At 71.4% G+C, this 25275-nt stretch carries 25 protein-coding genes and 2 tRNA genes; 17 read left to right on the top strand and 10 right to left on the bottom strand.

Translation table 11 applies throughout. From position 1 onward, the window contains the following. Positions 1 to 104 precede the first annotated feature (104 nt). The 3 genes from BIV25_RS35150 to BIV25_RS50515 all read left to right on the top strand — a co-directional run bounded on the left by BIV25_RS35150 (position 105) and on the right by BIV25_RS50515 (position 1144). Positions 105 to 473: a WhiB family transcriptional regulator gene (locus BIV25_RS35150; protein WP_053664703.1), complete on the top strand. Its 369-nt coding sequence runs from the start codon at positions 105 to 107 to the stop codon at positions 471 to 473. After that, the gene (locus BIV25_RS35145) at positions 470 to 793 is read left to right on the top strand and encodes a hypothetical protein (RefSeq protein ID WP_071376555.1); all 324 of its coding nucleotides are present in this window, start codon (positions 470 to 472) and stop codon (positions 791 to 793) included. Before BIV25_RS35150 ends, BIV25_RS35145 begins: the two co-directional genes overlap by 4 nt. Positions 794 to 931: 138 nt before the next feature. Further along, positions 932 to 1144: a hypothetical protein gene (locus BIV25_RS50515; protein ID WP_143076745.1), complete on the top strand. Its 213-nt coding sequence runs from the start codon at positions 932 to 934 to the stop codon at positions 1142 to 1144. 66 nt (positions 1145 to 1210) lie between these two features. On the opposite strand, the gene BIV25_RS35140 is transcribed toward BIV25_RS50515, so the two are convergent. Together BIV25_RS35140 and BIV25_RS35135 are read right to left on the bottom strand one after the other, a co-directional pair. Continuing rightward, positions 1211 to 2608, bottom strand: a complete 1398-nt coding sequence (locus BIV25_RS35140) for an AarF/ABC1/UbiB kinase family protein (RefSeq protein ID WP_071376554.1) — start codon at positions 2606 to 2608, stop codon at positions 1211 to 1213. Then, complete coding sequence (locus tag BIV25_RS35135) at positions 2601 to 3827, bottom strand: TOMM precursor leader peptide-binding protein (RefSeq protein WP_071376553.1); 1227 nt, start codon at positions 3825 to 3827, stop codon at positions 2601 to 2603. Before BIV25_RS35135 ends, BIV25_RS35140 begins: the two co-directional genes overlap by 8 nt. A gap of 368 nt (positions 3828 to 4195) precedes the next feature. Between BIV25_RS35135 and BIV25_RS35130 the strand changes: the two genes are divergently transcribed. The 4 genes from BIV25_RS35130 (at position 4196) to BIV25_RS35115 (ending at position 8153) form a co-directional block, all read left to right on the top strand. Continuing rightward, on the top strand, positions 4196 to 4792 hold the full coding sequence (locus BIV25_RS35130; RefSeq protein ID WP_071376552.1) for a M48 family metallopeptidase: 597 nt from the start codon (positions 4196 to 4198) through the stop codon (positions 4790 to 4792). Positions 4793 to 4921: 129 nt separating this feature from the next. Then, the gene (locus BIV25_RS35125; RefSeq protein WP_071376551.1) at positions 4922 to 6688 is read left to right on the top strand and encodes a TerD family protein; all 1767 of its coding nucleotides are present in this window, start codon (positions 4922 to 4924) and stop codon (positions 6686 to 6688) included. An 11-nt stretch (positions 6689 to 6699) separates the two neighbouring features. Continuing rightward, positions 6700 to 7380, top strand: a complete 681-nt coding sequence (locus tag BIV25_RS35120) for an AIM24 family protein (protein WP_071376550.1) — start codon at positions 6700 to 6702, stop codon at positions 7378 to 7380. 17 nt (positions 7381 to 7397) lie between these two features. Next, the gene (locus BIV25_RS35115; RefSeq protein ID WP_071376549.1) at positions 7398 to 8153 is read left to right on the top strand and encodes an AIM24 family protein; all 756 of its coding nucleotides are present in this window, start codon (positions 7398 to 7400) and stop codon (positions 8151 to 8153) included. Positions 8154 to 8217: 64 nt separating this feature from the next. On the opposite strand, the gene BIV25_RS35110 is transcribed toward BIV25_RS35115, so the two are convergent. Next, complete coding sequence (locus tag BIV25_RS35110; RefSeq protein WP_071376548.1) at positions 8218 to 8733, bottom strand: NUDIX hydrolase; 516 nt, start codon at positions 8731 to 8733, stop codon at positions 8218 to 8220. Continuing rightward, on the bottom strand, positions 8730 to 10139 hold the full coding sequence (locus BIV25_RS35105; RefSeq protein ID WP_071376547.1) for a zinc-dependent metalloprotease: 1410 nt from the start codon (positions 10137 to 10139) through the stop codon (positions 8730 to 8732). Before BIV25_RS35105 ends, BIV25_RS35110 begins: the two co-directional genes overlap by 4 nt. A 192-nt stretch (positions 10140 to 10331) precedes the next feature. Between BIV25_RS35105 and BIV25_RS35100 the strand changes: the two genes are divergently transcribed. The 4 genes from BIV25_RS35100 to BIV25_RS35090 all read left to right on the top strand — a co-directional run bounded on the left by BIV25_RS35100 (position 10332) and on the right by BIV25_RS35090 (position 13490). Further along, on the top strand, positions 10332 to 11453 hold the full coding sequence (locus BIV25_RS35100) for an SDR family oxidoreductase (protein ID WP_071376546.1): 1122 nt from the start codon (positions 10332 to 10334) through the stop codon (positions 11451 to 11453). 92 nt (positions 11454 to 11545) lie between these two features. Then, on the top strand, positions 11546 to 12007 hold the full coding sequence (locus tag BIV25_RS35095) for a molybdenum cofactor biosynthesis protein MoaE (protein WP_071376545.1): 462 nt from the start codon (positions 11546 to 11548) through the stop codon (positions 12005 to 12007). 160 nt (positions 12008 to 12167) lie between these two features. Next, positions 12168 to 12341: a hypothetical protein gene (locus BIV25_RS51555; RefSeq protein ID WP_177235520.1), complete on the top strand. Its 174-nt coding sequence runs from the start codon at positions 12168 to 12170 to the stop codon at positions 12339 to 12341. 51 nt (positions 12342 to 12392) lie between these two features. Continuing rightward, positions 12393 to 13490 (top strand): PDZ domain-containing protein, encoded by a 1098-nt coding sequence (locus BIV25_RS35090; protein ID WP_177235519.1) that lies wholly within the window; start codon positions 12393 to 12395, stop codon positions 13488 to 13490. 77 nt (positions 13491 to 13567) lie between these two features. Here BIV25_RS35090 and BIV25_RS35085 read toward each other — a convergent pair whose 3' ends face one another. Then, complete coding sequence (locus BIV25_RS35085) at positions 13568 to 14113, bottom strand: PPA1309 family protein (protein ID WP_071376582.1); 546 nt, start codon at positions 14111 to 14113, stop codon at positions 13568 to 13570. A 167-nt stretch (positions 14114 to 14280) separates the two neighbouring features. Between BIV25_RS35085 and BIV25_RS35080 the strand changes: the two genes are divergently transcribed. From BIV25_RS35080 to BIV25_RS35065, 4 genes are all read left to right on the top strand, one after another. After that, positions 14281 to 17169 carry a UPF0182 family protein gene (locus tag BIV25_RS35080; protein WP_107486482.1) on the top strand — a complete coding sequence of 963 codons (2889 nt, stop codon included), beginning with the start codon at positions 14281 to 14283 and terminating at the stop codon, positions 17167 to 17169. Positions 17170 to 17210: 41 nt separating this feature from the next. Continuing rightward, positions 17211 to 17284 (top strand) — tRNA-Met (locus BIV25_RS35075). A 203-nt stretch (positions 17285 to 17487) separates the two neighbouring features. Beyond that, on the top strand, positions 17488 to 19308 hold the full coding sequence (locus BIV25_RS35070) for a tetratricopeptide repeat protein (protein WP_177235518.1): 1821 nt from the start codon (positions 17488 to 17490) through the stop codon (positions 19306 to 19308). A gap of 76 nt (positions 19309 to 19384) precedes the next feature. Beyond that, positions 19385 to 19458 (top strand) — tRNA-Met (locus BIV25_RS35065). A gap of 120 nt (positions 19459 to 19578) precedes the next feature. Here the strand turns inward: BIV25_RS35065 and BIV25_RS35060 are convergent. Beyond that, complete coding sequence (locus tag BIV25_RS35060; protein WP_031224898.1) at positions 19579 to 19995, bottom strand: Fur family transcriptional regulator; 417 nt, start codon at positions 19993 to 19995, stop codon at positions 19579 to 19581. Positions 19996 to 20140: 145 nt separating this feature from the next. On the opposite strand from BIV25_RS35060, the gene BIV25_RS35055 reads away from it, so the two are divergent. Beyond that, positions 20141 to 21592 carry a catalase gene (locus tag BIV25_RS35055; protein WP_071376581.1) on the top strand — a complete coding sequence of 484 codons (1452 nt, stop codon included), beginning with the start codon at positions 20141 to 20143 and terminating at the stop codon, positions 21590 to 21592. 95 nt (positions 21593 to 21687) lie between these two features. Here BIV25_RS35055 and BIV25_RS35050 read toward each other — a convergent pair whose 3' ends face one another. After that, positions 21688 to 22083 carry a cyclic nucleotide-binding/CBS domain-containing protein gene (locus BIV25_RS35050; protein ID WP_071376542.1) on the bottom strand — a complete coding sequence of 132 codons (396 nt, stop codon included), beginning with the start codon at positions 22081 to 22083 and terminating at the stop codon, positions 21688 to 21690. A gap of 140 nt (positions 22084 to 22223) precedes the next feature. Next, the gene (hisN, locus tag BIV25_RS35045; RefSeq protein WP_071376541.1) at positions 22224 to 23024 is read right to left on the bottom strand and encodes a histidinol-phosphatase; all 801 of its coding nucleotides are present in this window, start codon (positions 23022 to 23024) and stop codon (positions 22224 to 22226) included. Positions 23025 to 23259: 235 nt separating this feature from the next. On the opposite strand from hisN, the gene BIV25_RS35040 reads away from it, so the two are divergent. Continuing rightward, a complete protein-coding gene (locus BIV25_RS35040; protein ID WP_071376540.1) occupies positions 23260 to 23880 on the top strand; it encodes a TetR/AcrR family transcriptional regulator in 621 nt (206 codons plus the stop codon). Here BIV25_RS35040 and BIV25_RS35035 read toward each other — a convergent pair. Next, entirely contained in the window at positions 23846 to 24169 is a 324-nt protein-coding gene (locus tag BIV25_RS35035) for a multidrug efflux SMR transporter (RefSeq protein ID WP_071376539.1), read from the bottom strand. The genes BIV25_RS35040 and BIV25_RS35035 overlap by 35 nt on opposite strands. 84 nt (positions 24170 to 24253) lie before the next feature. Then, positions 24254 to 25264, bottom strand: coding sequence for a ribosome small subunit-dependent GTPase A (gene rsgA, locus BIV25_RS35030; RefSeq protein ID WP_071376538.1), 1011 nt, complete (start codon positions 25262 to 25264; stop codon positions 24254 to 24256). Positions 25265 to 25275 lie beyond the last annotated feature (11 nt).

The following is a 25275-nucleotide window of genomic DNA, read 5'->3' as shown; positions in this document are numbered from 1 at the left end:
CTCAAGCGGGAGAACGGAGCCGAAGGGGCCTCGGGCAGAAAAGAACCCGGTACCAGCCGACACCCGGTCAACCGGCCGGAACGACCAGACGAGGAAGACCAACCGTGCAACTCGAAGCGCACGCCCCGTCCGTACCGCCTTCGCAAACGATCCCCCCGCCCGGCCTCACGGAGGACTCCACCTTGATCCCCCTCACCGCGCTCACCGCGCTCGACGACGCCATCGAGAACCTCGGCGTACCCGTTCCCTGCCGCTCCTACGACCCGGAGGTCTTCTTCGCCGAGTCGCCGGCGGACGTCGAGTACGCCAAGTCCCTGTGCCGCACCTGCCCGCTGATCGAGGCCTGCCTCGCCGGCGCCAAGGAGCGGCGCGAGCCCTGGGGCGTCTGGGGCGGCGAACTGTTCGTCCAGGGTGTCGTCGTCGCCCGGAAGCGGCCGCGTGGTCGCCCGCGGAAGAACCCGGTCACGGCATGAACACCGCAGGAACGATCGATCGCCCCCTCACGCACGACCCCAAGAAGCAGGCCCCGATGAAGCCGTCCACCAGCGAGCCCGCAGGCTCCGCGACCACAGACTTCACCACCACCGGCGCGACCGAAGCGCGCCAGAACAGGAACCGTGAGATGCAACTCATGCAAGAAGCCCTGGCTCGTGCGCATATGCACGAGCGCCTCGACGACGCCGGGAGAGAGCGCCGGGCCCTGCGCCTGGTGGTCGCCCAGCGGATGCAGCGCCGGGCCGAGCGTGCCTCGCTCCGCGCCCGCCGTGCGCTCGCCATGGCCGTCATGCAGTAACGATCACACCCGAGAAGCGGTGGCCTCCCGGACCGGGGAGGCGAAGACTTCCGCGCGGGGGCCGGTCCGGCCGAACGGACCGGCCCCCGCAGTGCGTTGTGCACGGCGATCGGCCGGTGCGGGAGTTATCGTCACCAGGTGAAGAGTCCTCCCGGAGACGGTGATCAGGGCGGCTCCACCCCGGAGCACCGCGTGCCCGTGTGCGCCCGCTGCGGCACCCCGGCCGACGGCCCCCCGCCGGCCACCTGGACCTGCTCTGTGGAGAACGGCACCCGCCGGTACTTCTGCGACGCCTGCTCGAGGGAGAACCTCAGGGCGATCGAGGGGCGGCTGGATTCCTCCTGGTGGTGAGCCTTTCCTTTGGGCCCCTCCCCCCACCCTCCCCTCCCCCTCGTCCCCTCGTCAGGGCATGCCGGATCAGCCCTCCGCCGCTGGTTCCTCCCCGGGCAGGTCCTCGTCCGGCAGGTCTTCGTCCAGCAGCTCCTGCTCGACGAACCCCGGCAGCCATTCCTCCAGTTCCTCGCGCAGCCGTACCGTCGCGCCCAGCTGGCACAGGACGCCGATCGTGCTCAGCGTCACCCGGTGGATCAGCAGGTAGGACGGCGGCAGGTTGAGGCGCTTGCCCAGTTGGTAGGCGGGGGAGCGGGGGTCGGCGATGCGGGCGGCCTGGCTGCGCATCCAGGCGCGGGTGAACGTGAAGGAATCGACGCGGGCGGGTTCGATGATCGGCAGTAGGTAGTCGAGCACGGCGTCGGGGTCCAGCTCTATGGACTCCTTCACGAAGCCCTCCTCGCAGAGGAGTTCGTAGACCGTCTCGGCGTCACCGTCCAGGGTCAGACGGAGTGAAACGCCGATCGGTGTGGGCAGGCCGCCGGGCAGCCGGTCGACCGTGCCGAAGTCCAGGACGCCGAGGCGCCAGTCGTCCTCGCCGTCGGGGCCGCCGGGCAGCAGACGGAAGTTGCCCGGATGCGGGTCCGCGTGCAGCAGGCCGGTGCGGGCCGGGCCGGAGAAGAGGAAGCGGGCCAGAAGCTGGCCGGCGCGGTCGCGCTGCTGCTCGGTGCCGTCCGTGACGATCTCCGACAGGGGGATCCCGTCGATCCACTCCGTGACCAGGACCTGCTCGCACTGGTGCACCACCGCCGGGACCACGACGTCCGGGTCGTCGGCGAACTCCTCCGCGTGCACGGCCTGGGCCTGGGCCTCCAGCGCGTAGTCCAGCTCCTCGGAGACGCGGTCCTTCAGCTCGGCGATGAGCGGCTTGATGTCCATGCCGGGGATGAGAGGGCCCAACAGGCGGGCGAAGCGGCTCAGTTGGCCCAGGTCGGAGACCAGGGCCTCGCCGGCGCCGGGGTACTGGACCTTGACGGCCACCTCGCGGCCGTCGTGCCACACCGCCCGGTGCACCTGCCCGATGGAGGCAGCAGCGGCCGGCTTGTCCTCGAACTCTTCGAACAGTTCCCGCCAGTCCGGGCCCAGCCGCTCCTCCAGCACGGCGTGCACCGTGCGGGTCGGCATCGGCGGGGCCGCCTCCTGGAGTTTGGTCAGGGCCGCGCGGTAGGGTCCGGCGACCTCCTCGGGCAGCGCGGACTCGAAGACGGACAGGGCCTGCCCGAACTTCATCGCACCGCCTTTCAGCTCGCCGAGCACCTTGAACAGCTGCTCCGCCGTGCGCTGTTGCAGCTCTCTGCCGACGATCTCCGCGGACTCGCCCACGATCCGCTTGCCCAGCCCCCAGGTCGCCCGGCCGGCGAAGCCGAGCGGGAGCGCGGCGAGCTTGGCGGTACGGGTGACCGCCTTCCGGGGAAGATCAGACATGCGCCCTCCAAGTCCCAGTCGGCCGCGCCGCGCTCGCTTCGCGTCGTCGCTCCGTCGACGGCCGTTGCTCCGCCATTGTCGCGCGAGGCTTCCCCTCGGTTGAGGAGTGCTCCCCCCTGGTTTTCTCCGTACCCTTCTGCGCGGCGGCGCAGCCGCATGCCGGATGCGGGCGCAGGGGCCGCGCGGACCAGTGCAGGCCGGGCAGGGACACCTCCCAGCGGGCTCCGGCGGACGCGGGCGAGCGTCCGTCGAGGAAGGCCAGCGCGTGTGCCGCGGCCAGTCCGGCGACCGCCGTGGCCAGTGTCAGATCGCAGGCCCCGACCCGACGGGCCCGCGCGGTGCGCCACTGGGCGATCAGCCGGGGCCAGGCCGGATCCCGGTCGGAGCGCTCGAAGTGCAGGCAGCGGGCGCAGCCGGTCTCTCCGGGCAGTACGAGCGGGCCGACGACCCCCGTGCCCTCCACGACACCGGCGTACAGATGCGGGGTTCCGCAGGCCATGAGCGGCTCGGCGGCGTCCGGGTCCGGTGCGTGCACGCCCACCTCGTCCCGGGGTGTCAGGATCACGAGGGAGAGTCCGGGGACCGGGGTGGTCGATCCGGGGGAGTGGGCGTGGCGGCGCGGGCGGTCCGGTGCAGCGCGGCGGACGGCGGCGTGCGCGGCCGCTTCCCGACGGTCGCCGATCGAGTCGGCGGGCAGGCCGCCCGGGGCCACGTCCCAGGGCTCCACGCGGCCGGTGTCGCGCACGTCGACCTCTCCGACGCCGGCGCCGGAGAGGACCGACGCCAGCAGGGCGCCGACCCGGCCCGCGCCCTCCACCCGTACGCCGAGGGCGCGGCGGGCGGCGAGCCGGGCGAGCGCGGCGCCCGGTTCGGCCGTGGTCAGGGAGAGTGAGGTGAGGTCGGGGCGCAGCCGTTGCAGGACGTCGTCCCGCTCGCGCAGGGCGTCCGCGGCCGGTCCGCCGCCGCGCGCGTCGTCGAGGAGGCCGGCGCGCGTGAGCCGTTCCAGGAGGGAGTCGACCCGGCCGGCAGACAGGTGTATCCGGCGGCCCTCCTCGCGCAGCAGGGGCAGCCCGAGGGTGCCGTTGAGCAGATCGAGGAAGCCGCGTGTCGCCGGGTCCATGGGGCCCAGTGTCTGTGCGTGCGCCGCGGTCATCCCGAACTGCACGGTGTCGCGATCGCGCCAGCCGCGCCGCAGCGCGGGCTTCATCACCGGATGCATGAGTGACCCCCGTCCGTGGAAGCATCCCGGCCTTCCGGGGACACCCGGGAAGGCCCATGACGCCGGTGGGGCCGGTCACGCCCTGCCGACGCCTGCCAGCATGCCTCGCCCGTCGGTCCGGCGTCGGGAGTTATCCACAGGGCGGGGGTATTTGTCGTATAAGTCGACGGGGTGAAGCGGGAAAGGGGGCCGGATATAGCGGGAAGAATCAGATGATTGAGGCGGTGTATTGCCGTCGAGTGGAGTCGTGCAAACCGGATGTGCGGATCAGTCGTAGGAATCATAGGAATCCCGCGCATGGTGGGGGATCGGCATCGAACCGTCCCGGAGCCGGGACTTTGCCCAGGCGCACCGGGTAACGTCGGGGCGTGCCCGCCGACCCACTGCACCGCGCCGGAAAGCCACAGCGCAGCATGACGAGCCAGCCGCCCAGCGGCTCGGGGGCGAGCGCGATCGAGGTCCGCAGAAGTAGCCGGCGCCGCCGGACGGTCTCCGCGTACCGCGAGGGCGATCGCACCGTCGTGCTGATCCCCGCCCGGATGTCGAAGGCGGAGGAGCAGCGCTGGGTCACCGTCATGCTCGACAAACTCGCCGCCCAGGAGAGCAAACGCGTCCTCGGCGACGCCGAGCTGGCCGAGCGTGCCGAGCGGCTGTCGGCGCAGTACTTCGACGGTCGCGCGCGTCCCGCCTCCGTGCGCTGGGTCACCAACCAGAACACGCGCTGGGGTTCGTGCACCCCCGCCGAGGGCAGCATCCGGCTCTCGCACCGGCTCCAGGGGATGCCCGAGTACGTCATCGACTACGTCCTCTGCCACGAGCTGGCGCATCTGCTGGTGCCCGGTCACGGGCCGGACTTCTGGCGGCTCTTGGAGGCCTATCCGCGCACCGAGCGGGCCCGCGGCTATCTCGAAGGAGTCGTGGCCGCCGAACGGCTGCCGCACGTCCCCGGCGCGCGCGGGGAGTGAGCCGGACGCCGTTCGTGCACCCCCGGGTGCGGTTGTGTACCGGCTCTGTACCGGCTGCGTGTGTTGTCGGACTTTGCCGCTAGCCTGGCGCGACGCACTCACATTCGGGATGGGGGACGGTCGTAACGCATGGCCAGGGAATTCCAACGCGGCCACAAGGCCAGGATCAGTGATCTCACGGCGGGCACGGATCTGTACGTAGGCGTGCAGATCTCCGCGCCTGGACTGAACTTCGACATCAGCTGCTTCGGCCTGGACGGCGACGAACGCCTCTCGGACGACCGGTACTTCATCTTCTTCAACCAGCCGAAGTCCCCGGAGGAATCCCTCCAGCTGCTGGGGGCCCAGGCGGGCGACACGGAGTCGTTCCGCATCACCCTGGACCGGATCCCGTCGCACATCCGCAAGCTGTCCTTCACGGCGACCATCGACGGTGCCGGGCAGATGTCCCAGGTCGCCCCCGGCTACCTGCGCATCGTGGCGGGCGGCGAGGAGGTCGCGCGGTACTCGTTCAACGGCGCGGAGTTCTCCACCGAGCGGGCCGTGATGCTCGGTGACGTCTACCTCAAGGACGTGTGGCGGTTCGCCGCCGTGGGGCAGGGTTTCGACGGCGGGCTGGAGGCGCTGCTGAAGAACTTCGGCGGTGAGGTGCTGGAGGAGGAGGCGCCCGCCGCCCCTCAGCAGCAGCCGCAGACCGGCGCCGCCCCCGGCTTCGCCCCGCCCGCCTTCGCCGCCCCCGCCCCTGCCCAGGCGCCCGCTCAGGCCCCCGCACCCGCTCCGGCCCCCGCGCCGCAGCCCGCCGCCCAGGGCTTCGCCCCGCCGGCCGGAAGCACGCCGCCGCAGGGGTACGCCCCGCCCGCCGGAAGCACGCCCCCGCAGGGCTTCGCCCCGCAGCCCGGTCACACCCCGCCCGGTCACACCCTGCCCCCGGGCCCCGCGCCCGTGCCCAACGTGCACGGTGCTCCGACGGTCATCGCCCCGCTGAGCGCGCCCGCCGCCGGCCCGGTCCCGCCGCCCGCCCCGGCCCCCGCGCCTTATGGCCAGCCGCCGCAGCAGCCGTCGTACGGCGGTCAGCCCGGCGCGCCGATGCCCCCGGGATACGGTCAGCAGCCGCCCCCCTACGGCGCCCAGCCGGCCGCCCCCGTGCCCCCCGGCTACGGCCAGCAGCCCTACGGCCAGGTTCCCGGCCAGCAGCCCGCCGGGTACGCAGCGCCGCAGGGCGCCCCGCAGGGCGGTGCCGGTGTCTCGGCCGCGCTCCAGATGTTCAAGGAGACGCCCACCGGGCGGCGCTGGACGCTCCAGAACAAGAAGCTGGTCCGCGTCGACCTCGGCATCGGTGGACAGCCCGTGCTGGCCCGGCAGGGCAGCATGGTGCTCTACCAGGGCAAGGTCGACTTCAGCTACAAGGGCGCCGGATTCGCCGGGCGGATCGTCGGCCACGCCACCGGCCAGGAGATGCAGCTGATGCGCTGCACCGGCCAGGGCCAGGTGTTCCTCGCCGAGAACGCCACCCAGCTGCACCCCATCGAGCTCCAGGGCGACGCGATCTGCGTGTCCGCCGAGAACGTCCTCGCCTTCGACGAGAGCCTGCAGCACGAGGTCCGCCGCATCGAGGGCCACGGCATCCCCGGCGGCGCGCTGTTCACCATGCAGTTCCAGGGCACCGGCACCATCGTCGTCAAGACGCACGGCACGCCCGTGGTCCTGCCGGTCACGCCGACCACCTTCGCCGACTGCAACGCCGTCGTCGCCTGGTCGGCCGCCTCGCAGGTGATCGTCTCCAGCCAGGTCCGCATGCGCCGCAACGCCTACCCGGGCGACACCGGAGAGAGCGTCAACCTCCAGTTCCGGGGCGCGCCCGGCAACTTCATCGTCGTCCAGCCGTACGAGGTCTGAGGGAGCCCGTCATGAACCAGCCGCTCGCGGGCTTCGCCCCCGCACCCGTCACGGCCCGCATGGAGAACCACGGCCATCACATGCTGAAGGTCGCCATGCAGACCGGAAACGACCTCCTCGCGCGCGTGGGCTCGATGGTCGCCTACGAAGGCTTCGTCCAGTACGAGCCGAACCCGCCGGCCGTGCGCCAGATCGCCCGCGACTGGATCACCGGCGAGGGCGCCCCGCTGATGAAGTGCTCCGGCGACGGACTGCTCTACCTCGCCGACTACGGCGCCAATGTCGTCGTGATCAACCTGGGCGGCGACGGCATCTCCGTCAACGCCACCAACCTCCTCGCCTTCGACGCCCACCTGAGCTGGGGTGTCGAACGGGTCAAGGGGCTGGCCAAGTTCGCCGGCCAGGGGCTGTGGAACACGAGGATCTCCGGGCAGGGCTGGGTCGCGCTGACCTCCCGGGGCACGCCCATCGTCGTCGACTGCGGCGGCGGCGAGAACGAGACGTACGTCGACCCCGACGCGCTCGTGGCCTGGTCGCCGAACCTGAAGGTGAAGGGCAAGCGCAGCTTCAAGGCGCAGTCGCTGATCGGCCGGGGCAGCGGCGAGGCCTACCAGATGGCCTTCTCCGGTCAGGGGATCGTCGTCGTCCAGCCCAGCGAGGACAGCACCGACCGCCTCCGGATCCGGGGCTGAGGGGGAGCCAGAACGTCATGCAGAGCCCGCTTTTCGCGCACAACGACGTCCAGACCCAGGAACGCTGGAGCCTCCAGAACGCGCAGCTGCTCCGCGTCACCCTGGAGGGCCACGACGACATCCTCGCCCGCAAGGGCACGATGGTCGCCTATCAGGGGCTGATGGAGTTCGACGCCGAGTACCAGAGCAACAACCAGGCACGCGCGCGTGCGTACACCGGCGAGGGCCTGGACCTGATGCGCTGTCACGGACAGGGCACGGTCTACCTCGCCAACCTCGCCCAGCACGTGCACATCATGGACGTCGAGCAGGACGGGCTGACCGTCGACAGCTCCTACGTCCTCGCCATGGACTCCTCGCTGCACTACGAGGTCGTCGCCGTCGACAGCCTCTACGGCATCTCCGGCTCCGGGAAGTACCAGCTGAACATCACCGGGCACGGCAGGGTCGCCCTGATGACCTCGGGTTCGCCGCTGCTGATGCAGGTCACGCCCGACCGGTACGTCAACTGCGACGCGGACGCGATCGTCGCCTGGTCCGCCGGGCTGCGGGTGCAGATGCAGGCCCAGACGCACTCGTCCGGTGTCTGGCGCCGGCGTGGCAACACGGGCGAGGGCTGGGAGCTGAGCTTCATGGGCTCCGGCTTCGCGCTCGTCCAGCCCAGCGAGCTGCTGCCGCCGCAGAACGCGGTGATCGGCGCCGGCATCGCCGCCCAGTTCGGCATGGGCCAGCAGGGCGCGCGGGGGCAGAACCAGGGCAACGTCTGGAACTGAGCGTCCAGAAAACCGACGTAAGGGGCGCCCGACCCGGCGGACGCCCCTTACGCATGCCTCGGGTTCACAGCCGCGCGCGGGTCGCTTCCAGCAGCCGTACCACCGACTCGTCCGCCACGTCGGCGACCTCGTGGTAGGCGAACCAGCGCAGGTCCAGGGACTCGTCGCTGATCGCCTCGACGGCCCCGCGCGGCGCCACGGCGGCGTACTGGACGTCCAGGTGCCAGGCGCAGGGCGTGTGGTGGCGGTCGAGGCGCACCGGCTCGTCCCGCAGCATGCGCAGACCCGGGATACCCGACTCCTCCGTGGCCTCCCGCAGGGCTGCCGTGGCGAGAGTGGGGTCGGTCCGCTCGCAGTGGCCGCCCATCTGGAGCCACATGCGGAGCTTGCGGTGGAGGGTGAGCAGGACCCGCTCACCCTCCGGATCGATCACCAGGGCGCTCGCCGTGACGTGCCCGTCCGCGCAGTCCTTCCACATCCCGTCGGGATGCTCCCGCAGATGGTCCAGGTAGACGCCGCGCAGGCCCTGCTGGTCCCCGTAGCGCTCCAGTACCCGGACGGCATCACTGTGCAGGGTCACTCTTTGTCGTCGCCTTCTCCGGCGGAGCCGTCCGCGGCCTCGCCGAGCATCTTGTCCAGCTCGGAGAAGTCCAGCTGCTCGCGGTGCACGAAGCCGTCCGGGTCGTCCAGGTCGCTCGCCGTCGGCAGCATGTCCGGATGGGCCCACAGGCCGTCGCGGCCGTCGACCCCGCGCGCGTCCGTGAGCGAGGCCCACAGGCGGGACGCGTCGCGCAGCCGGCGCGGGCGCAGCTCCAGGCCGATCAGCGTGGCGAACGTCTGCTCCGCGGGGCCGCCGGTCGCGCGGCGCCGGCGCAGGGTCTCGCGCAGGGCGTCGGCGGACGACAGACGCGGCTTCGCGGCCGCGTGGACCACCGCGTCCACCCAGCCCTCCACGAGCGCCAGAGCCGTCTCCAGACGGGCCAGGGCGGCCTTCTGCTCGGGCGTGTCCTCCGGCTGGAACATGCCCTGCTGGAGCGCGTCCTGCAGCTGCTCGGGGTTCTGCGGGTCGAACTGGCCGACCACGTCCTCCAGCTTGGCCGTGTCGACCTTGATCCCGCGCGCGTAGCCGTCGACCGCGCCGAACAGGTGCGAGCGCAGCCACGGCACGTGCGAGAACAGGCGCTGGTGGGCCGCCTCGCGCAGGGCCAGGTACAGCCGCACCTCCTCCTGCGGCACGCCGAGGTCCTTGCCGAAGGCCTCCACGTTGGCCGGGAGCAGCGCGGCCTTGCCGGCCGGGCCGAGCGGCAGGCCGATGTCGGTCGAGCCGACGACCTCGCCCGCGAGCACACCGACGGCCTGCCCGATCTGCGTGCCGAACATGGCGCCGCCCATCGAGCGCATCATGCCGATCAGCGGGCCCGCCATGGCCTGCATCTCCTCCGGCAGGACGTCGCCCATCGCCGCGCCGACCCGCTCGGCGACCGGGTCGACCAGCTCCTGCCACGCGGGCAGTGTCGCCTCGACCCACTCCGCGCGGGACCAGGCCACCGCCGCGGCGGAGCCCGACGGCAGGGACGTCGCGTCGTCCAGCCACAGGTCTGCCAGGCGCACGGCCTCCTCGACGGCCTTGCGCTCGGCCTCGCCGACGCTGGCGTCCTTGGTGCCGTCCGGGGTGCCCTGGGCGACCGTCTGGCGGGCGATCTGTTTGGCCATGTCCCAGTTCACCGGGCCGCCCTCGTAGGAGAGCATCTGGCCCAGCTGCTGGAACGCGGCGCCCAGGTCGGTGGGGTTCAGGGAACCGAACATCGCTGCGAGCGGATTGTCGGCGCCGGGGCCGCCCAAGCCTCCGGCTCCGGGCAGGCCGCCGAAGCCGAACGGGTTGGCCGGTCCCTGCCCACCACCGCTCTGCTGGTCCTTCTTCTTGCCCTCGTCGCCGTCCTCCGGCTCCTCCGGCGGAAGGCCGAAACCGAATGGGGTGTCACTCACGGGATTCCTCGGCTGGTAAGGCCACCGGTCTGTCTCCGGTGGCGCGGCTGCCCGACAACACCACCAAGCGTAGACACCCGGACCCGATCGGGCCTCGGTGCTTCGCCCACGGAAGGCCTGCGGCAGGATGGATACACCTGGTACGCACGCGTCACTCGCGCTCGTATTGAAGACAACCGCTGGAGACGCCCGGTGAGTTCCCCAGATCCGCAGGTTCGCGCAGCGCGAAACCCGTCAACCCGGTCCGCGGCCGCCGCCGTGCGCGGGCCCGTCGTCGCGGTCACCGGTGCCGCCGGCGGGGTCGGCGCCCTGCTCACCGAGCGACTGGCCGCCTCCGGGGAGATCAGACAGGTCGTGGCCATCGACGAGCGGCGCGGGGAGTGCGCCGACGCCGAGTGGCACATCCTCGACGTCCGCGATCCCGCCATCGCCGACAAGCTGCGCGGCGCCGACGTCGTCGTCCACCTCGCGCTCGACCTCGATCTGGAGACGGATCCGGCGGCGCGCACGGCTTACAACGTCCGGGGGACACAGACCGTCCTCACGGCCGCGGCCGCCGCCGGCGTGCACCGGGTGGTGCTGTGCACCTCGGCCATGGTCTACGGCGCCCTGCCGGACAACGAGCTGCCCCTGTCGGAGGACGCCGAGCTGCGCGCGACCGCCGAGGCCACCGGGGTCGGCGACCTGCTGGAGATCGAGCGGCTGGCCCGGCGCGCGCCCCGCGCGCACCCGGGGCTCAACGTCACCGTCGTACGGCCCGCCGTGCTGGTCGGGGGGACGGACACGGCGCTGACCCGGTACTTCGAGTCGCCGCGGCTGCTCGTCGTCGCCGGATCGCGGCCCGCGTGGCAGTTCTGCCACGTCGAGGACCTGTGCAGCGCGCTGGAGTACGCCGTCCTGGAGAAGGTCGACGGGGAACTGGCCGTCGGCTGCGACGGCTGGCTGGAGCAGGAGGAGGTCGAGGAGCTGAGCGGGATCCGGCGGATGGAACTGCCGTCGGCGGTCGCGCTCGGTGCCGCGGCCCGGCTGCACCGGATCGGGCTCACGCCGTCCCCGGCCGGAGACCTCGCGTACACGATGTACCCCTGGGTGGTCAGCGGGAGCCGGCTGCACGACGCCGGGTGGCGGCCGGAGTGGACCAACGAGGACGTCCTCGCGGAGCTGCTGGAAGAGGCCGCCGGGCGGCACACCGTGGCCGGGCGCCGGCTCGGCCGCAAGGACGCCACGGCCGCGGGTGCCGCCGGGGCGACGGTCGCGCTGCTGGGCGCCGCCGCCGTCGTACGGCGGGCCCGCAAGGCCCGGCGGCGCGTCTAGCGAGGCCTGTAGAACAATCCAAAGGCACACGCGTGTGTGCCTGGTGAATCTCGTATACCTCGTCGTCACGGGCGTGCGGCACCATGGGGTGCATGGCACACGCGAACGAGCACCCCGGTGAGCAGGCGGCGCAGGATCCCATCAAGCTGATCGGCGTCCGGGAGACCGCGCTCTCCGTGGACGAGGTGTTCCGGGCCGTCGGGGACGACGCGGCCGGGGGCCTCGTGCTGTTCGTGGGGACCGTGCGCAACCACGACGGGGGCGCCGACGTGGACGCGCTCGGGTACTCGTGCCATCCCAGCGCCGAGGCCGAGATGCGGCGGATCGCCGAGAAGGTCGTCGCGGAGTACCCGGTGCGGGCGCTGGCCGCCGTGCACAGGGTCGGGGACCTGCGCGTCGGGGATCTCGCCGTGGTCGTCGGAGTCTCCTGTCCGCACCGCGCGGAGGCCTTCGAGGCCTGCCGCAAGCTGATCGACGACCTCAAGCACGAGGTGCCGATCTGGAAGCACCAGAAGTTCTCGGACGGCACCGAGGAGTGGGTGGGGGCCTGCTGAGGACCGGCTGGACCCGCTGAGGCTCCCGTCGCTGTCCGTCACCTGGAGCACTTCTGTCCCTCCGGTTGCGTAACCGCCCCCCTGGCGTGAGCGTTGTCGGTGCGGATGGTTAATCTGCTGATCAGTCAGTTGCGGACGCACATCGCGTTGGGAGGTCGGCATGGGGGCGCTTGTCTGGCTGCTGATTCCGCTTCTGGCCGCGATCGGCGGCGGGCTCTGGGGCAGCTGGGCCAACCGGACCCGCAAGGTCCGCGGTGACGGGCCCGAGCTGGACGGATACGCACGGTTCCGCGCGGCCATGGAGAAGTCCCACCCCGGCGCGGGCGGGGCCTGAGGAGGGTGGCCCTGACGGGCCGCTGACAGAGGCGTCACGTACTGTCGTGCCATGCCACGCCGCACCGCGACGATGCTCGCCTCCACCCTGATGCTGATCGCGCTCCTGTGCGCGGGAGTGCTCATCCCCGTGCCGTACGCGGAGATGTCTCCCGGCCCGACCGTGAACACGCTGGGGAACCACGACGGCGAGCCGGTGCTGCAGATCACCGGGCACAAGACGTACCAGGCCGGCGGCCACCTGAACATGACCACGGTCCGGGTCACCAGCGCGGACTTCCGGATGAACCTGGTGGAGGCGGTCTACGGCTGGCTCGACCCCGACACCAAGGTCGTCCCGCACGACACGCTCTACCCGGCCGGCACGACGGAGGAGCAGTCCTCGCAGCAGAACGCCGAGGAGTTCAGCCAGTCCCAGGAGAGCGCCAAGGTCGCCGCCCTGAAGGAGCTGGGCATCCCGGTGAAGTCCTGGGTGATCGTCGCCACCGTCGTCAAGGACTCCCCGGCCGAGGGCAGGCTGCACGCCGGAGACGTGATCAAGGCCGTCGACGGCACGGCGGTCAAGCAGCCGTCCGACGTCGCCACGCTCGTCACCAAGCACAAGGCCGGGCAGAACGTCGTCTTCACCGTCATCCCGGCCAAGGAGCAGGCCGCCGCGGAGAAGGCGCACCGGACGGCGACCGCGACCCAGGACGTCACCCTCACCACGAAGGCGTCCGACGACAGCGGGCCGAAGCGCGCCGTCGTCGGCATCTCCGCCGGGACCGACCACACCTTCCCGTTCACCATCGACATCAAGCTCGCCGACGTCGGCGGCCCCAGCGCCGGTCTGATGTTCGCCCTCGGGATCTACGACAAGCTCACCCCGGGCGACCTCACGGGCGGCAAGTTCGTCGCCGGCACCGGCACGATCGACGACAACGGCACGGTCGGCCCGATCGGCGGCATCGAGATGAAGACCATCGGCGCCCGCGACAAGGGCGCCCAGTACTTCCTGACGCCCGCCGACAACTGCGCGGCCGCCGCCAAGGACACCCCGAGCGGGCTCACCCTGGTCAAGGTGAAGACCATCGGTGACGCGCTCGGCGCGCTGAAGGACATCCGCAGCGGGAACACCGCCGCGCTGCCCACGTGCACCGCCAAGGGCTGACCGGGACGTGACACGGCTGGGGGCGCCCCGCGCGGCGGGGCGCCCCCAGCGCCGTGCGGGGAAGAACCGGGAAGAGCTCAGTCCTCGAACGTGGCCTTCAGGGCCTCCGCCAGGCCGGGCACCAGCTCCGGGCCGGTGAGGACCTCCGTCGGGGAGTCCTTCTCGCGCAGCCGGATCGCCGAGTCGCGGGCGCCGTCGCGCAGCACCGCGACCGTCATGCGGACCTCCTGGCGCTCAGGGTGCTGCGCGACCCACTTGGCCAGCTTGGCCTCGCTCAGGTTCTGCGGGACCTGCGCCTCGGCGGACGGCGGCAGCATCAGGCGCTCCACCGTCAGCGCGCAGCCGACGACCGCGTCGGGCCAGGCGATGGTGCCGAGGAAGTCGTCGAGCGGCTTGCCGGACGGGAGCTCGTCCTGCTCGATGGGGGTGAGACCGGCGGTCTCGGACTCGTCCGCGTCGAGGCCCAGCTGGGCCGCGAGCGAGGGTTCCTGAGCCCGCAGCCGTGCGGTGTCGACAAGGGCGAAGAGGCGAGCGGGCTGGTCCCAGCCGAGGCCGGAGACGTACTCGTCGATCTCGAGTACGGCCCGGGTGAGCGGGCTCGCTGCCATGGGAGTGTTGGACATGGTCACAATCCTGCCTCGTTCATGGCCGGAATCGGGAACCGACCAAACGCTGAGTAAGTTGCATAGGTGTGGGTCCGCGATCACGGGGGGCCACGGCGGGTCCGCGATCACGAGGGCCTGCCTGACGGATCGACAGCGACTTCGAGGTGCGCACCTTGGCTTTCCAGATGCCGGACCGCGGCGGAGGCCCGTCGGGGCCACGGATCAGAGCGGGCCGCCCGTCCCGGGGGATTCGGACCCTGCTCATGACACTGGGCGTCCTGGCCGTCCTCGGCATGGCGTTCACCATGTTCGCAGGCTTCTGGACGGACTGGCTCTGGTACCGGTCGGTGCACTACTCGTCGGTGTTCACGACCACGCTGTGGACCAAGATCGGGCTGTTCTTCGTCTTCGGTCTGCTGATGGCTGTGGCCGTCGGGGTCAACATCTGGGTCGCGCACCGGCTGCGGCCCCCGCTGAGCGCCATGTCCATGGAGCAGCAGAGCCTCGACCGCTACCGCATGGGCATCGCGCCGTACAAGAAGTGGCTGCTGCTCGCCGTCACCGCGCTCGTCGGGCTGATCGCGGGCGCCTCCGCGGCCGGCCAGTGGCGGCTCTGGCTGATGTGGGTCAACGGCGTGCCCTTCCACCAGAAGGACCCGCAGTTCCACCTCGACGTCTCCTTCTACGCCTTCGACCTGCCCTGGTACCGCTTCCTGCTGGGCTTCGGCTTCGCCGCCGCCGTCCTGAGCCTGATCGCCGCCGCGCTCACCCACTATCTGTACGGCGGGCTGCGCCTGACCAGCCCGGGTGCCCGTGCCACCGCCGCCGCGACCGGCCATCTGTCGGTGCTGCTCGGCCTCTTCGTCGCCCTCAAGGCGGTCGCCTACTGGCTCGACCGGTACGGCCTGGCCGTCAAGTCCAGCGACTTCAAGGCGACGGGCAACTGGACCGGCCTGCGCTACGTCGACGCCAACGCCTATCTGCCGGCCAAGACCATCCTGTTCTGCATCGCGGTCATCTGCGCGCTGCTGTTCTTCGCGACCCTGTGGCGGCGCACCTGGCAGCTCCCGGTCATCGGCTTCGGCCTGATGGTGCTGTCGGCGATCCTGATCGGCGGGCTGTACCCCGCGATCGTGCAGAAGTTCCAGGTCCAGCCCAACGAACAGGCCAAGGAAGCCCCGTACGTCCAGAAGAACCTCAAGGCGACCCGCGAGGCGTACGGCATCGACGACGCCAAGGTCACCGAGTACGACGGCAAGTCCGACGCCGCGGACCAGGCCAAGCTGCGCAGTGACGCCGATGCCGCGGCGAGCATCCGGATCATGGACCCGAACATCGTCTCGCCGACGTTCCAGCAGGCGCAGCAGATGAAGAACTACTACGCCTTCCCGACCAACCTGGACGTCGACCGGTACAAGGACAAGGACGGCAAGGAGCAGGACACGATCCTCGGCCTGCGCGAGCTGAACCTGGACGGCATCCCGAAGAACAACTGGATCAACGACCACTTCCGCTACACGCACGGCTACGGCGTGGTCGCCGCCAAGGGTACCGAGGCCGACGACCAGGGCCAGCCGGTCTTCACCGAGTCCGACCTGCCGGCCAGGGGGGACCTGGGGACGTACGAACAGCGCGTCTACTACGGCGAGAAGACCACCACGTACTCGATCGTCGGCGGACCGCAGAAGGAGGTCGACTACTCGGCGGACAACGGTGACGAGAAGACCTTCAGCTACACCGGCAAGAGCGGGGTCAACCTCGACAACCCGCTCAACCGGGCCGCGTACGCGGTGGCGTTCAACGACCCGCAGATCCTCTACTCGGGCGCCATCGGCAAGGGCTCGCGCATTCTCTACAACCGTACGCCCAAGGACCGCGTCGAGGCGGTCGCCCCGTGGCTGACCATCGACGGCGACGCCTACCCGGCGGTCGTGAAGGGCCGTATCCAGTGGATCGTCGACGCCTACACGACGTCGAACGGCTACCCGTACTCCTCGCGCACGACCCTCGGCGACACGACGGCCGACTCGCTGACCGCGACCAACAACAACCGCGCGGTGGTGGCCCAGCAGAACCAGGTCAACTACATCCGCAACTCGGTGAAGGCGACCGTCGACGCGTACACCGGCGAGGTCAAGCTCTACCAGTGGGACACCCAGGACCCGGTGCTGAAGACCTGGATGAAGGCCTTCCCGGGCACGGTGCAGCCGAAGACGGCGATCTCCCCGGACCTGATGTCCCATCTGCGGTATCCGCAGGACCTGTTCAAGGTCCAGCGCGAGCTGCTCAGCCGCTACCACGTGACGGACGCGCAGACGTTCCTCACCGGCAGCGAGGTCTGGCAGGTGCCCGACGACCCGACCAACGACTCGGGCAGCGCGGTGCCGCCGTACTACCTGAGCATGAAGATGCCGGACCAGAGCAAGCAGTCGTTCTCGCTGACGACGACGTTCACGCCGAACGGACGTGACAACCTCAGCGCGTTCATGGCCGTCGACTCCGACCCGGGCACCAGCGACTACGGCAAGATCAGAATCCTGAAACTGCCGACCAGCACGACGGCCGACGGTCCCAAACAGGTGCAGAGCCTGTTCAACTCCCGGCAGGACATCGCGGAGACGATCAGCCTGCTCACCCGCGGGCATTCCAAGGTCGAGTACGGCAACCTGCTCACCGTGCCGCTCGACGGCGGACTGCTGTACGCGGAACCGGTCTACATCCTGGGTGGCAGCAAGCTGAAGTACCCGCTGCTGGGCAAGGTGCTGGTCAGCTACAACAACCACACGGCGTTCGAGAACACTCTCGACGAGGCGCTCAACAAGGTGTTCGGCGTGGCGGGTTCGACCACCACACCACCGGACACCGGCACCGCCAATCCGCCCTCGTCCAAGAACCCGACCGTCCAACAGGCCCTGGCCGACGCCCAGAAGGCGTTCGACGCGGGCCAGCAGGCCCTCCAGAAGCCGGGCGGCCCGGACTGGGCCGCGTACGCCAAGGCCCAGAAGGACCTGAAGGCCGCGCTGACGCGGGCCGAGGAGGCGGAGGCCGGCGCAGGGAGCAAGAAGGGGACTTGATCAACACCATCCCGCGTCGTGGTACGATTGACAGGCAACGGCGCGGGGTGGAGCAGCTCGGTAGCTCGCTGGGCTCATAACCCAGAGGTCGCAGGTTCAAATCCTGTCCCCGCTACTGCATCGAAGGCCCGGATCCCCAGGGATCCGGGCCTTCGTGGTGTGCGAACTCAATTACGGGCAGGAGGTACGGCCGCGCCGCCGTGGGGAGTTGAGGGGTGTGTGTTTGACTTGTCGTCCTGTGGGCATGTCGACAAAACGCTGAAGTGACCTCACGGGCTGCGGTATACCGGGTGTACCCGGGTTGATGGTGGTGCGACGATGGACGTTATGGGGGACAAGGCAACTCTGTTCGAGTCAGGGCGATTTGTGCAGCCTCCCGGTGAGGAGCCGACCGGCGACGACGTGAGCGACATGGGGGACGCCGCCGAGGAGGTACGCCTCGGCCTTGCCGCGCAGAGCGGCGACGCCGAGGCCGCGAGCGTCCTCGGTGCCATGCTGCTGCGCCGCGGCGACCTCGACGGAGCCGAACCCCAGTTGCGGGCCGCCACCGCGGCCGGCGACCGCGCCGCCGCCAACAACCTCGGCGTTCTGCTGCATCAGCGCGGCTACCCCGAGGACGCCGCCGGCTGGTGGCGTATCGCCGCCGTGGCCGGCTCCGCCGCCGCCGCGCACGCGCTCGGCCGCTACCACCGCGAGCGCGGGGACGAGCCCGCCGCCGAGTACTGGCTGCGCCAGTCCGCCGAGCAGGGCCACGCCCTCGGCGCCTACGCGCTCGCCGACCTGCTGGAGCACCGCGGGGACGTCGGCGCCGAACACTGGATGCGCGCCGCCGCCGAGCGCGGGCACCGCGAGGCGGCGTACCGGCTGGCCCGCGCCCTCGACCGCACCTCGGGCCCGGAGGAGGGGGCCGGGCCCGACAACGCTGTCACGGAGGCCGAGCAGTGGTACCGCCAGGCCGCCGCGCGCGGTCATCGCCGGGCCGCGCTGCACCTCGGGGCGATCCTGGAGAAGCGGGGCGAGCTGAAGGAGGCCGGGCGCTGGTACCTGACCTCGGCCAAGGACGGCGAGGCCCGGGCCGCCTGCGCGCTGGGCTTCCTGCTGCGCGACGCCGGGGACACCGAGAGCGCGGCCGTGTGGTGGCTGCGCGCCGCCCAGGACGGCGACGGCAACGCGGCCAACGCGCTCGGCGCGCTGCACGCCGAGCGGGGCGAGACCCAGACCGCCGAGCGCTGGTACCGGGCGGCGCTCGACGCGGGCGACGACAACGGCGCGTACAACCTCGGGCTGCTCTGCGCCGAGCAGGGGCGCACCGCGCAGGCCGAGCAGTGGTACCGCCGGGCCGCCTACGCCGGGCACCGGGAGGCCGCGAACGCGCTCGCCATCCTGCTGCTCCAGGGCAGCGACACCACCGGCGCCGAGCCGTGGTTCTCCAAGGCCGCCGAGGCCGGCAGCGTGGACGCCGCGTTCAACCTCGGCATCCTCTACGCCGGGCGCGGCGCCGGACCGGACGCGGAGATGGCGCTGCGCTGGTACGAGCGGGCGGCTGCCGCCGGCCACACCGAGGCCGCGCTCCAGGTCGGGATCGCCCGGCTGCGCGAGGGCGACGAGCAGGAGGCCGAACGGCATCTGCGGTGCGCGGCGGGCGGCGGCAGCGCGGAGGCGGCGTACCGGCTGGCCACGCTGCTGGACGCGCGCCGGCCGCCGGAGCCGGCGCACGAGCTGGGCGAGATCGTGCACGAGAAGACCGAGTGCGAGGAGTGGTACGAGCGCGCGGCCACGCAGGGGCACCGGCGTGCCCAGGTGCGGGTCGGCATGCTGGCCGCGGCGCGGGGCGACGTCGTCGAGGCGGCGCGGTGGTACCGCGAGGCGGCGGAGGCCGGCTCGCGCAACGGCGCCTTCAACCTGGGGCTGCTGCTGGCCCGGGAGGGCAGCGAGCCGGAGGCGGCGGTGTGGTGGACCCGTGCCGCCGACGCCGGGCACGGCCGGGCGGCACTCCGGCTGGCGCTCGTCTACGCGCGTCGGGGAGAGCTGGCGGAGGGGCAGCGCTGGGCGGACCGCGCCGTGGCGCTGGGACCGGCCGAGGTCGCGGAGCGGGCGGGGCGGCTGCGGGACGCGCTGCGCGAGGAGCTCTCGGCGTGAACACGTGACCCCGGCCACGTCCGGGGAAACGGATTTGCCTTTGCGGACCTCCCTCACGTAATGTCGTGTTCACCGACGCGGGGTGGAGCAGCTCGGTAGCTCGCTGGGCTCATAACCCAGAGGTCGCAGGTTCAAATCCTGTCCCCGCTACTGAAGGCCGAGGGCCGGAATCCAGAGATGGATTCCGGCCCTCGGTGCGTTCAGGGGTCAAGAAGGCCAGAAGCAAAAAAAGAGGGGGCTCGCGCCCCCTCGTTCACGCGCCCGCGTCGTTCACGCGCCCGCGCAGTCCGGGCACAGCCCCCGGTACGTCACCTCGACGTCCGACACCGTGAAGCCGAAGCGCTCCGTGTCGGGGAGGTCGGCGAGCGGGTTGCCCGTCGGATGGACGTCGCGGATCGCGCCGCAGCGGGCGCAGACCAGGTGGTGGTGCGGGCGGTGCGCGTTCGGGTCGTAGCGCTTCGCGCGCTTGTCCGTCGCGACTTCCAGCACCTCGCCCAGCGAGACCAGCTCGCCCAGGGTGTTGTAGACGGTCGCCCGGGAGATCTCCGGGAGCTTCGCGACGGCGCGCGCATGGACCTCGTCGGCCGTCAGGTGGACGTGCTCACCGTCCAGGACCTCGGCCACCACGCGTCGCTGCGCGGTCATCCGCCATCCGCGTCCACGCAGCCGTTCCAGAAGGTCGCTCATGGCTACCAGCCTAACAGGAGGAGGGACCAGGACGGGAATAGGTGTGAGATTGGAACAATATTTGACTTAGATCTAGTCTAATGTAGGATCGAAAACGATTTTGGCCACAGGACAGGACTGGTCAGGAATGACGCAGGAGGCGCACGTGACGCAGGGACCGCTCACCACGGAGGCCGGTGCCCCGGTCGCCGACAACCAGAACAGCGAGACGGCCGGCATCGGCGGCCCGGTCCTGGTCCAGGACCAGCTGCTGCTGGAGAAGCTCGCCCACTTCAACCGGGAGCGCATCCCCGAGCGCGTCGTGCACGCGCGCGGTGCGGGCGCGTACGGCACCTTCACGGTCACGGCGGACGTCACGCCGTACACGCGGGCCGCCTTCCTCTCCGAGGTCGGCAAGGAGACCGAGACCTTCCTGCGCTTCTCGACCGTGGCCGGAAACCTCGGCGCGGCGGACGCCGTCCGTGACCCGCGCGGCTTCGCGCTGAAGTTCTACACCGAGGAGGGCAACTACGACCTCGTCGGCAACAACACCCCGGTCTTCTTCATCCGGGACGCGATCAAGTTCCCGGACTTCATTCACACCCAGAAGCGCGACCCGTACACGGGCAGCCAGGAGGCCGACAACGTCTGGGACTTCTGGGGGCTCAGCCCCGAGGCGACCCACCAGGTGACCTGGCTGTTCGGCGACCGCGGCATCCCGGCGTCGTACCGGCACATGGACGGATTCGGCTCGCACACCTACCAGTGGAGCAACGAGACGGGCGAGGTCTTCTGGGTCAAGTACCACTTCAAGACCGACCAGGGGATCAGGAACCTCACCGCCGGTGAGGCCGCGGTGCTCGCGGGCACGGACCCCGACTCCCACCAGCGCGATCTGCGCGAGGCGATCGAGCGCGGGGAGTTCCCGAGCTGGACCGTGGGCGTGCAGATCATGCCGGCGGCGGACGCGGCGACGTACCGCTTCAACCCGTTCGACCTGACCAAGGTGTGGCCGCACGCGGACTACCCGGTCATCGAGATCGGCCGGCTGGAGCTGAACCGCAACCCGCGGAACGTCTTCGCCGAGGTCGAGCAGTCGATCTTCAGCCCCGCGCACTTCGTGCCGGGCATCGGCCCCTCGCCCGACAAGATGCTCCAGGGCCGGCTCTTCGCGTACGGCGACGCGCACCGCTACCGCGTCGGCATCAACGCCGACCACCTGCCGGTGAACCGCCCGCACGCCACCGAGGCGCGCACCAACTCCCGGGACGGCTTCCTCTACGACGGCCGGCACGGCGGGGCGAAGAACTACGAGCCGAACAGCTTCGGCGGGCCGCGGCAGACCGGCCGTGCGCTGTGGGAGCCCACCTCCGTCGACGGCCCCACCGGCAGCCACCCGACCCCGGTGCACGCCGAGGACGACGACTTCGTGCAGGCGGGCAACCTCTACCGGCTGATGCCGGACGAGGAGAAGGAGCGTCTGGTGGCCAACCTCGCGGCCGCGATCGCGCCGGTCTCGCGCGAGGACATCGCCGAGCGGGCGGTCGGTAACTTCGCACAGGCCGACGCCGACTTCGGCAAGCGGCTTGAGGCGGCGGTGCGCGCGCTGCGCGGCTGAGGGCACAGAGCCGGCGGCGCGGCCTTCGCCGCCGGACGGGCCGGACCCCACGGTGCTCGGGGTCCGGCCCGTTTCGCATGCCCCGTTGCGTGTGCTCAGAGTGCCGGTGCGGGCGCGCGGGCCGGGAGCCAGCAGCGGATGATGTCGCGGACGGAGACGATGCCGGCCACCTCGCCCCCGTCGAGGACGATCAGGTGCCGGAAGCCGCCGCGGGTCATGGCCTCGGCGGCTTCCTGGAGCGACCAGGTGGGGGCGGCGAAGACGACGTCTGTGGTGGTGTGGGCGTGGGTGCGTTCGGTGTCCGGGTTCTGGCCGAGGCCGACGGAGTTGAGGATGTCACGTTCGGTCAGGACGCCGATGCCGCCGGAGTCCGGGTCGAGGACCACGGCGGCGCCGGTGCGGCGGGCGGACATCAGGGTGGCCGCCTGGCGAAGGGTGTGGGCGGGGCCGACGGTGAGGATCACCGTGCTCATGGCATCTCGGACGAGCATGGATGCTCCACCTCCTAGGAATCCCACGAGAAGGGATTCGCAAGTTCACAAATGAGGGTGGAGTCAGAGTGCCAGGTAAAGGGAGGGTCAACAAGGGGGCGCGCGACGTCAGTTGAGGGCGTGCGCGCTCTCCCTCGCCGTCAGCCGCGCGGGTTGAGGTACCCCAGCAGCTCGTCGTGGAGCAGGCCGTTGGACGCGGCCGCGTTGCCGCTGTGCGGGCCCGGCTGGCCGTCGAGGCCCGTGAAGCTGCCGCCCGCCTCAGTGACGATGATCGCGTTGGCGGCCATGTCCCACAGGGACAGCTCGGGCTCGGCGCACATGTCGACGGCACCCTCGGCGACCATCATGTAGGGCCAGAAATCGCCGTACGCGCGCGTGCGCCACACCTGGCGGGTGAGCTCCAGGAAGCCGCCGAGCCGGCGCTGCTCCTCCCAGCCGGACAGGGAGGAGTACGCGAAGGAGGCGTCCGCGAGCTTGCCGACGCCGGAGACGTGGATGCGGGAGGCTGCGGTGAGGTTGCGGCCGGTGAAGGCGCCGTGGCCCCTCGCGGCCCACCAGCGGCGGCTGAGAGCGGGGGCGGAGACGACGCCGACGACGGGGTGGAAACCGCCCTCGCCCGCCTCCATCAGGGAGATGAGGGTGGCCCAGACGGGGACGCCGCGCACGTAGTTCTTGGTGCCGTCGATCGGGTCGATCACCCAGCGGCGGGGCCCGCTGCCCTCGATCCCGTACTCCTCGCCGAGGACCGCGTCCCGGGGGCGGGCGCGTTGGAGCTGGCCGCGGATGAGCTCCTCCGCCGCCTTGTCCGCCTCGCTCACCGGCGTCATGTCCGGCTTCGTCTCCACCTTCAGGTCGAGAGCCTTGAAGCGGTCCATGGTGACGGCGTCGGCGGCGTCCGCGAGAACGTGGGCGAGGCGCAGGTCATCGAGGTAGTCCGGCATGGGGGAACCGTATCCGCACGGATCGGGGTGGGGCCAGCGGGGCGCGGCGGGTCCCGCCGTTCCCACCCGGTCGACACGGTTGTTTCCATCCGGACGGCGTGCTCGCCCCCACCCGGGCGGCGCCAGGAGCCCCCTCCGCGGATCCCGGCGCATGGTCCGCGCCCGCACCCCCTTGACAGTGCCTGCGGCCGCGTCAACTCTGGGCGCAGAACTGGTCTGGCCCAGGGAGGCGACGATGCCTGCTGCCCGGGAGTCCTTGCTGGACGCCGCTTTCACGGCGCTCGCGCGCCGGCCGTGGTCCGCGGTGCGGATGGTCGACGTGGCCGCGACGGCCGGGGTGTCCCGGCAGACCCTCTACAACGAGTTCGGCAGCAAGGACGGCCTCGCCCGGGCCCTGGTGCGGCGGGCGGCCGACCGCTACCTCGCCGGTGTCGAGCGGGCGCTCGCCGGCTCCGCCGCACCCCACGAGCGGCTCACCGCCGTCGCCGAGTGGACCAGCGTCGCGGCGCGGGAGAACGCGCTGGTACGCGCCATGCTCACCGGCTGCTGGAGCGAGCGGCTGCCCACCCCGCCGCTCGCCGCCGTGCCCTCCTCCTCCACGGTGCCCGCACAGCGCCGGGCGGACGCCGCGCTGCCGACGCCGTACGACCTCGTCCGGATCGTGCGCGACCGCGCGGCCACCGCCCTGGCCGGACCCGCCGCCGGCCCCGTCGACACCGCCGAACTGGCCCACCCCTGCGAACTGGTCGTCCGTCTCGCCCTGTCCTGCGTCGCGGCCCCGCCGGGGGAGGGCGGCGTCGCCGAACTGGTCCGCGCGGTGGTCAGTGCGCCGAGCCCGACAGCTGGAGCCCGATGACCCCGATGATGACGAGGCTGATCGACACGATCTTCAGCGTGGACACGAGGTCACCGAGGAAGACCATGCCGTAGATCGCCGTGCCCGCCGCGCCGATCCCCGTCCACACGGCGTAGGCGGGGCCGACGTCGAGCTTCTTCAGGGAGAGGGTCAACAGGCCGAAGCTGCCCAGCGCGAAGCTGGCGAAGGCGATCGTGGGCCACAGGCGGGTGAATCCGTGCGAGAGCTTCAGGCACACGGCGAAACCGGTCTCCAGCATCCCGGCCACGACCACCAGCAGCCACGCCATGTGCTGTCCTCCCGTTGATCCGGCTCACCGGTTCGGTGCGAGTATGCACTTACCGGCCTCTCATCCGGCCAAACAACGTGGTGGTCAGTCGCCTTCCCGGCGCTCCCGCGTGGCCAGCAGCCGGCGCAGCGAGTACAGCCGTGCCGGATCCGCGTGACCCTCCTCGACCCAGGCGTCCAGCGCACAGTCCGGCTCGTCGTGGCTGCAGGCGCGCGGACAGCCCTCCGTGCCTCCTTCGAGGTCCGGGAAGGCGTGGATGACGCGGGAAGGGTTGATGTGCGCGAGGCCGAAGGAGCGCACGCCCGGAGTGTCGATGACCCACCCCTCGTCCTCGTCGAGCGGCAGCGCCAGCGCCGAGGTCGTGGTGTGCCGGCCGCGGCCCGTCACGGCGTTGACGTGTCCGGTCGTACGCCGCCGGTCCTCGGGGACGAGCGCGTTGACGAGGGTCGTCTTGCCGACGCCGGAGTGGCCGACGAACGCGGTGATCCGGCCGTTCAGATGGGCGCGCACCCGGTCCGCCGCGTCCCCGTTCTCCAGCTCCTCGCGGCTCGTGACGACGAACGGGATGTCGAGGTCGCCGTACAGCTCCAGCAGCTTGTCCGGCGGGGCCAGGTCCGACTTCGTCATCACCAGCAGCGGCTCCAGACCGCCGTCGAACGCGGCCACCAGACAGCGGTCGATCAGCCGGGGGCGGGGCTCCGGGTCGGCGAGCGCCGTGACGATCGCCAGCTGGTGGGCGTTGGCGACGACCACCCGCTCGTAGGGGTCGTCGTCGTCGGCCGTGCGGCGCAGCACCGAGGCACGCTCCTCGATGCGGACGATCCGGGCCAGCGTGTCCTTCTTGCCGGACAGGTCACCGACCAGCGCGACCCGGTCGCCCACCACGGCGGCCTTGCGGCCCAGTTCGCGGGCCTTCATCGCCATGACCGGACGGCCCTCGACCAGACAGGTCAGCCGCCCCCGGTCGACGGTGAGGACCATGCCCCCGGCCGCGTCCTCGTGCTTGGGCCGGATGTTGGTCCGCGGCCGGTTGCCCTTGCGGTTGGGACGGGTGCGGATGTCGTCCTCGTCGGTGTGCTTGCCGTAGCGGCGCATGGCGTCTGTCC

The organism is Streptomyces sp. MUSC 14 (assembly GCF_001866675.1).
Classification (GTDB): Bacteria; Actinomycetota; Actinomycetes; order Streptomycetales; family Streptomycetaceae; genus Streptomyces.
The sequence above is the reverse complement of the archived record's forward strand: the minus strand, read 5'-3'. Positions and strand labels throughout refer to the sequence as shown.

Bases quoted from the DNA above. Each gene is read 5' to 3' on its own strand.
- BIV25_RS35090 (WP_177235519.1), top strand. From the start codon at position 12,393: ATGCCACGCCGCACCGCGACGATGCTCGCCTCCACCCTGATGCTGATC.
- rsgA (WP_071376538.1), bottom strand. From the start codon at position 25,264: ATGCGCCGCTACGGCAAGCACACCGACGAGGACGACATCCGCACCCGT.
- BIV25_RS35095 (WP_071376545.1), top strand. From the start codon at position 11,546: ATGGCACACGCGAACGAGCACCCCGGTGAGCAGGCGGCGCAGGATCCC.
- BIV25_RS35115 (WP_071376549.1), top strand. From the start codon at position 7,398: ATGCAGAGCCCGCTTTTCGCGCACAACGACGTCCAGACCCAGGAACGC.
- BIV25_RS35050 (WP_071376542.1), bottom strand. From the start codon at position 22,083: ATGCTCGTCCGAGATGCCATGAGCACGGTGATCCTCACCGTCGGCCCC.
- BIV25_RS35140 (WP_071376554.1), bottom strand. From the start codon at position 2,608: ATGTCTGATCTTCCCCGGAAGGCGGTCACCCGTACCGCCAAGCTCGCC.
- BIV25_RS35120 (WP_071376550.1), top strand. From the start codon at position 6,700: ATGAACCAGCCGCTCGCGGGCTTCGCCCCCGCACCCGTCACGGCCCGC.
- BIV25_RS35040 (WP_071376540.1), top strand. From the start codon at position 23,260: ATGCCTGCTGCCCGGGAGTCCTTGCTGGACGCCGCTTTCACGGCGCTC.
- BIV25_RS35035 (WP_071376539.1), bottom strand. From the start codon at position 24,169: ATGGCGTGGCTGCTGGTGGTCGTGGCCGGGATGCTGGAGACCGGTTTC.
- BIV25_RS35145 (WP_071376555.1), top strand. From the start codon at position 470: ATGAACACCGCAGGAACGATCGATCGCCCCCTCACGCACGACCCCAAG.
- BIV25_RS35070 (WP_177235518.1), top strand. From the start codon at position 17,488: ATGGACGTTATGGGGGACAAGGCAACTCTGTTCGAGTCAGGGCGATTT.
- hisN (WP_071376541.1), bottom strand. From the start codon at position 23,024: ATGCCGGACTACCTCGATGACCTGCGCCTCGCCCACGTTCTCGCGGAC.
- BIV25_RS35060 (WP_031224898.1), bottom strand. From the start codon at position 19,995: ATGAGCGACCTTCTGGAACGGCTGCGTGGACGCGGATGGCGGATGACC.
- BIV25_RS35135 (WP_071376553.1), bottom strand. From the start codon at position 3,827: ATGCATCCGGTGATGAAGCCCGCGCTGCGGCGCGGCTGGCGCGATCGC.
- BIV25_RS51555 (WP_177235520.1), top strand. From the start codon at position 12,168: ATGGGGGCGCTTGTCTGGCTGCTGATTCCGCTTCTGGCCGCGATCGGC.
- BIV25_RS35125 (WP_071376551.1), top strand. From the start codon at position 4,922: ATGGCCAGGGAATTCCAACGCGGCCACAAGGCCAGGATCAGTGATCTC.
- BIV25_RS35080 (WP_107486482.1), top strand. From the start codon at position 14,281: ATGCCGGACCGCGGCGGAGGCCCGTCGGGGCCACGGATCAGAGCGGGC.
- BIV25_RS35085 (WP_071376582.1), bottom strand. From the start codon at position 14,113: ATGTCCAACACTCCCATGGCAGCGAGCCCGCTCACCCGGGCCGTACTC.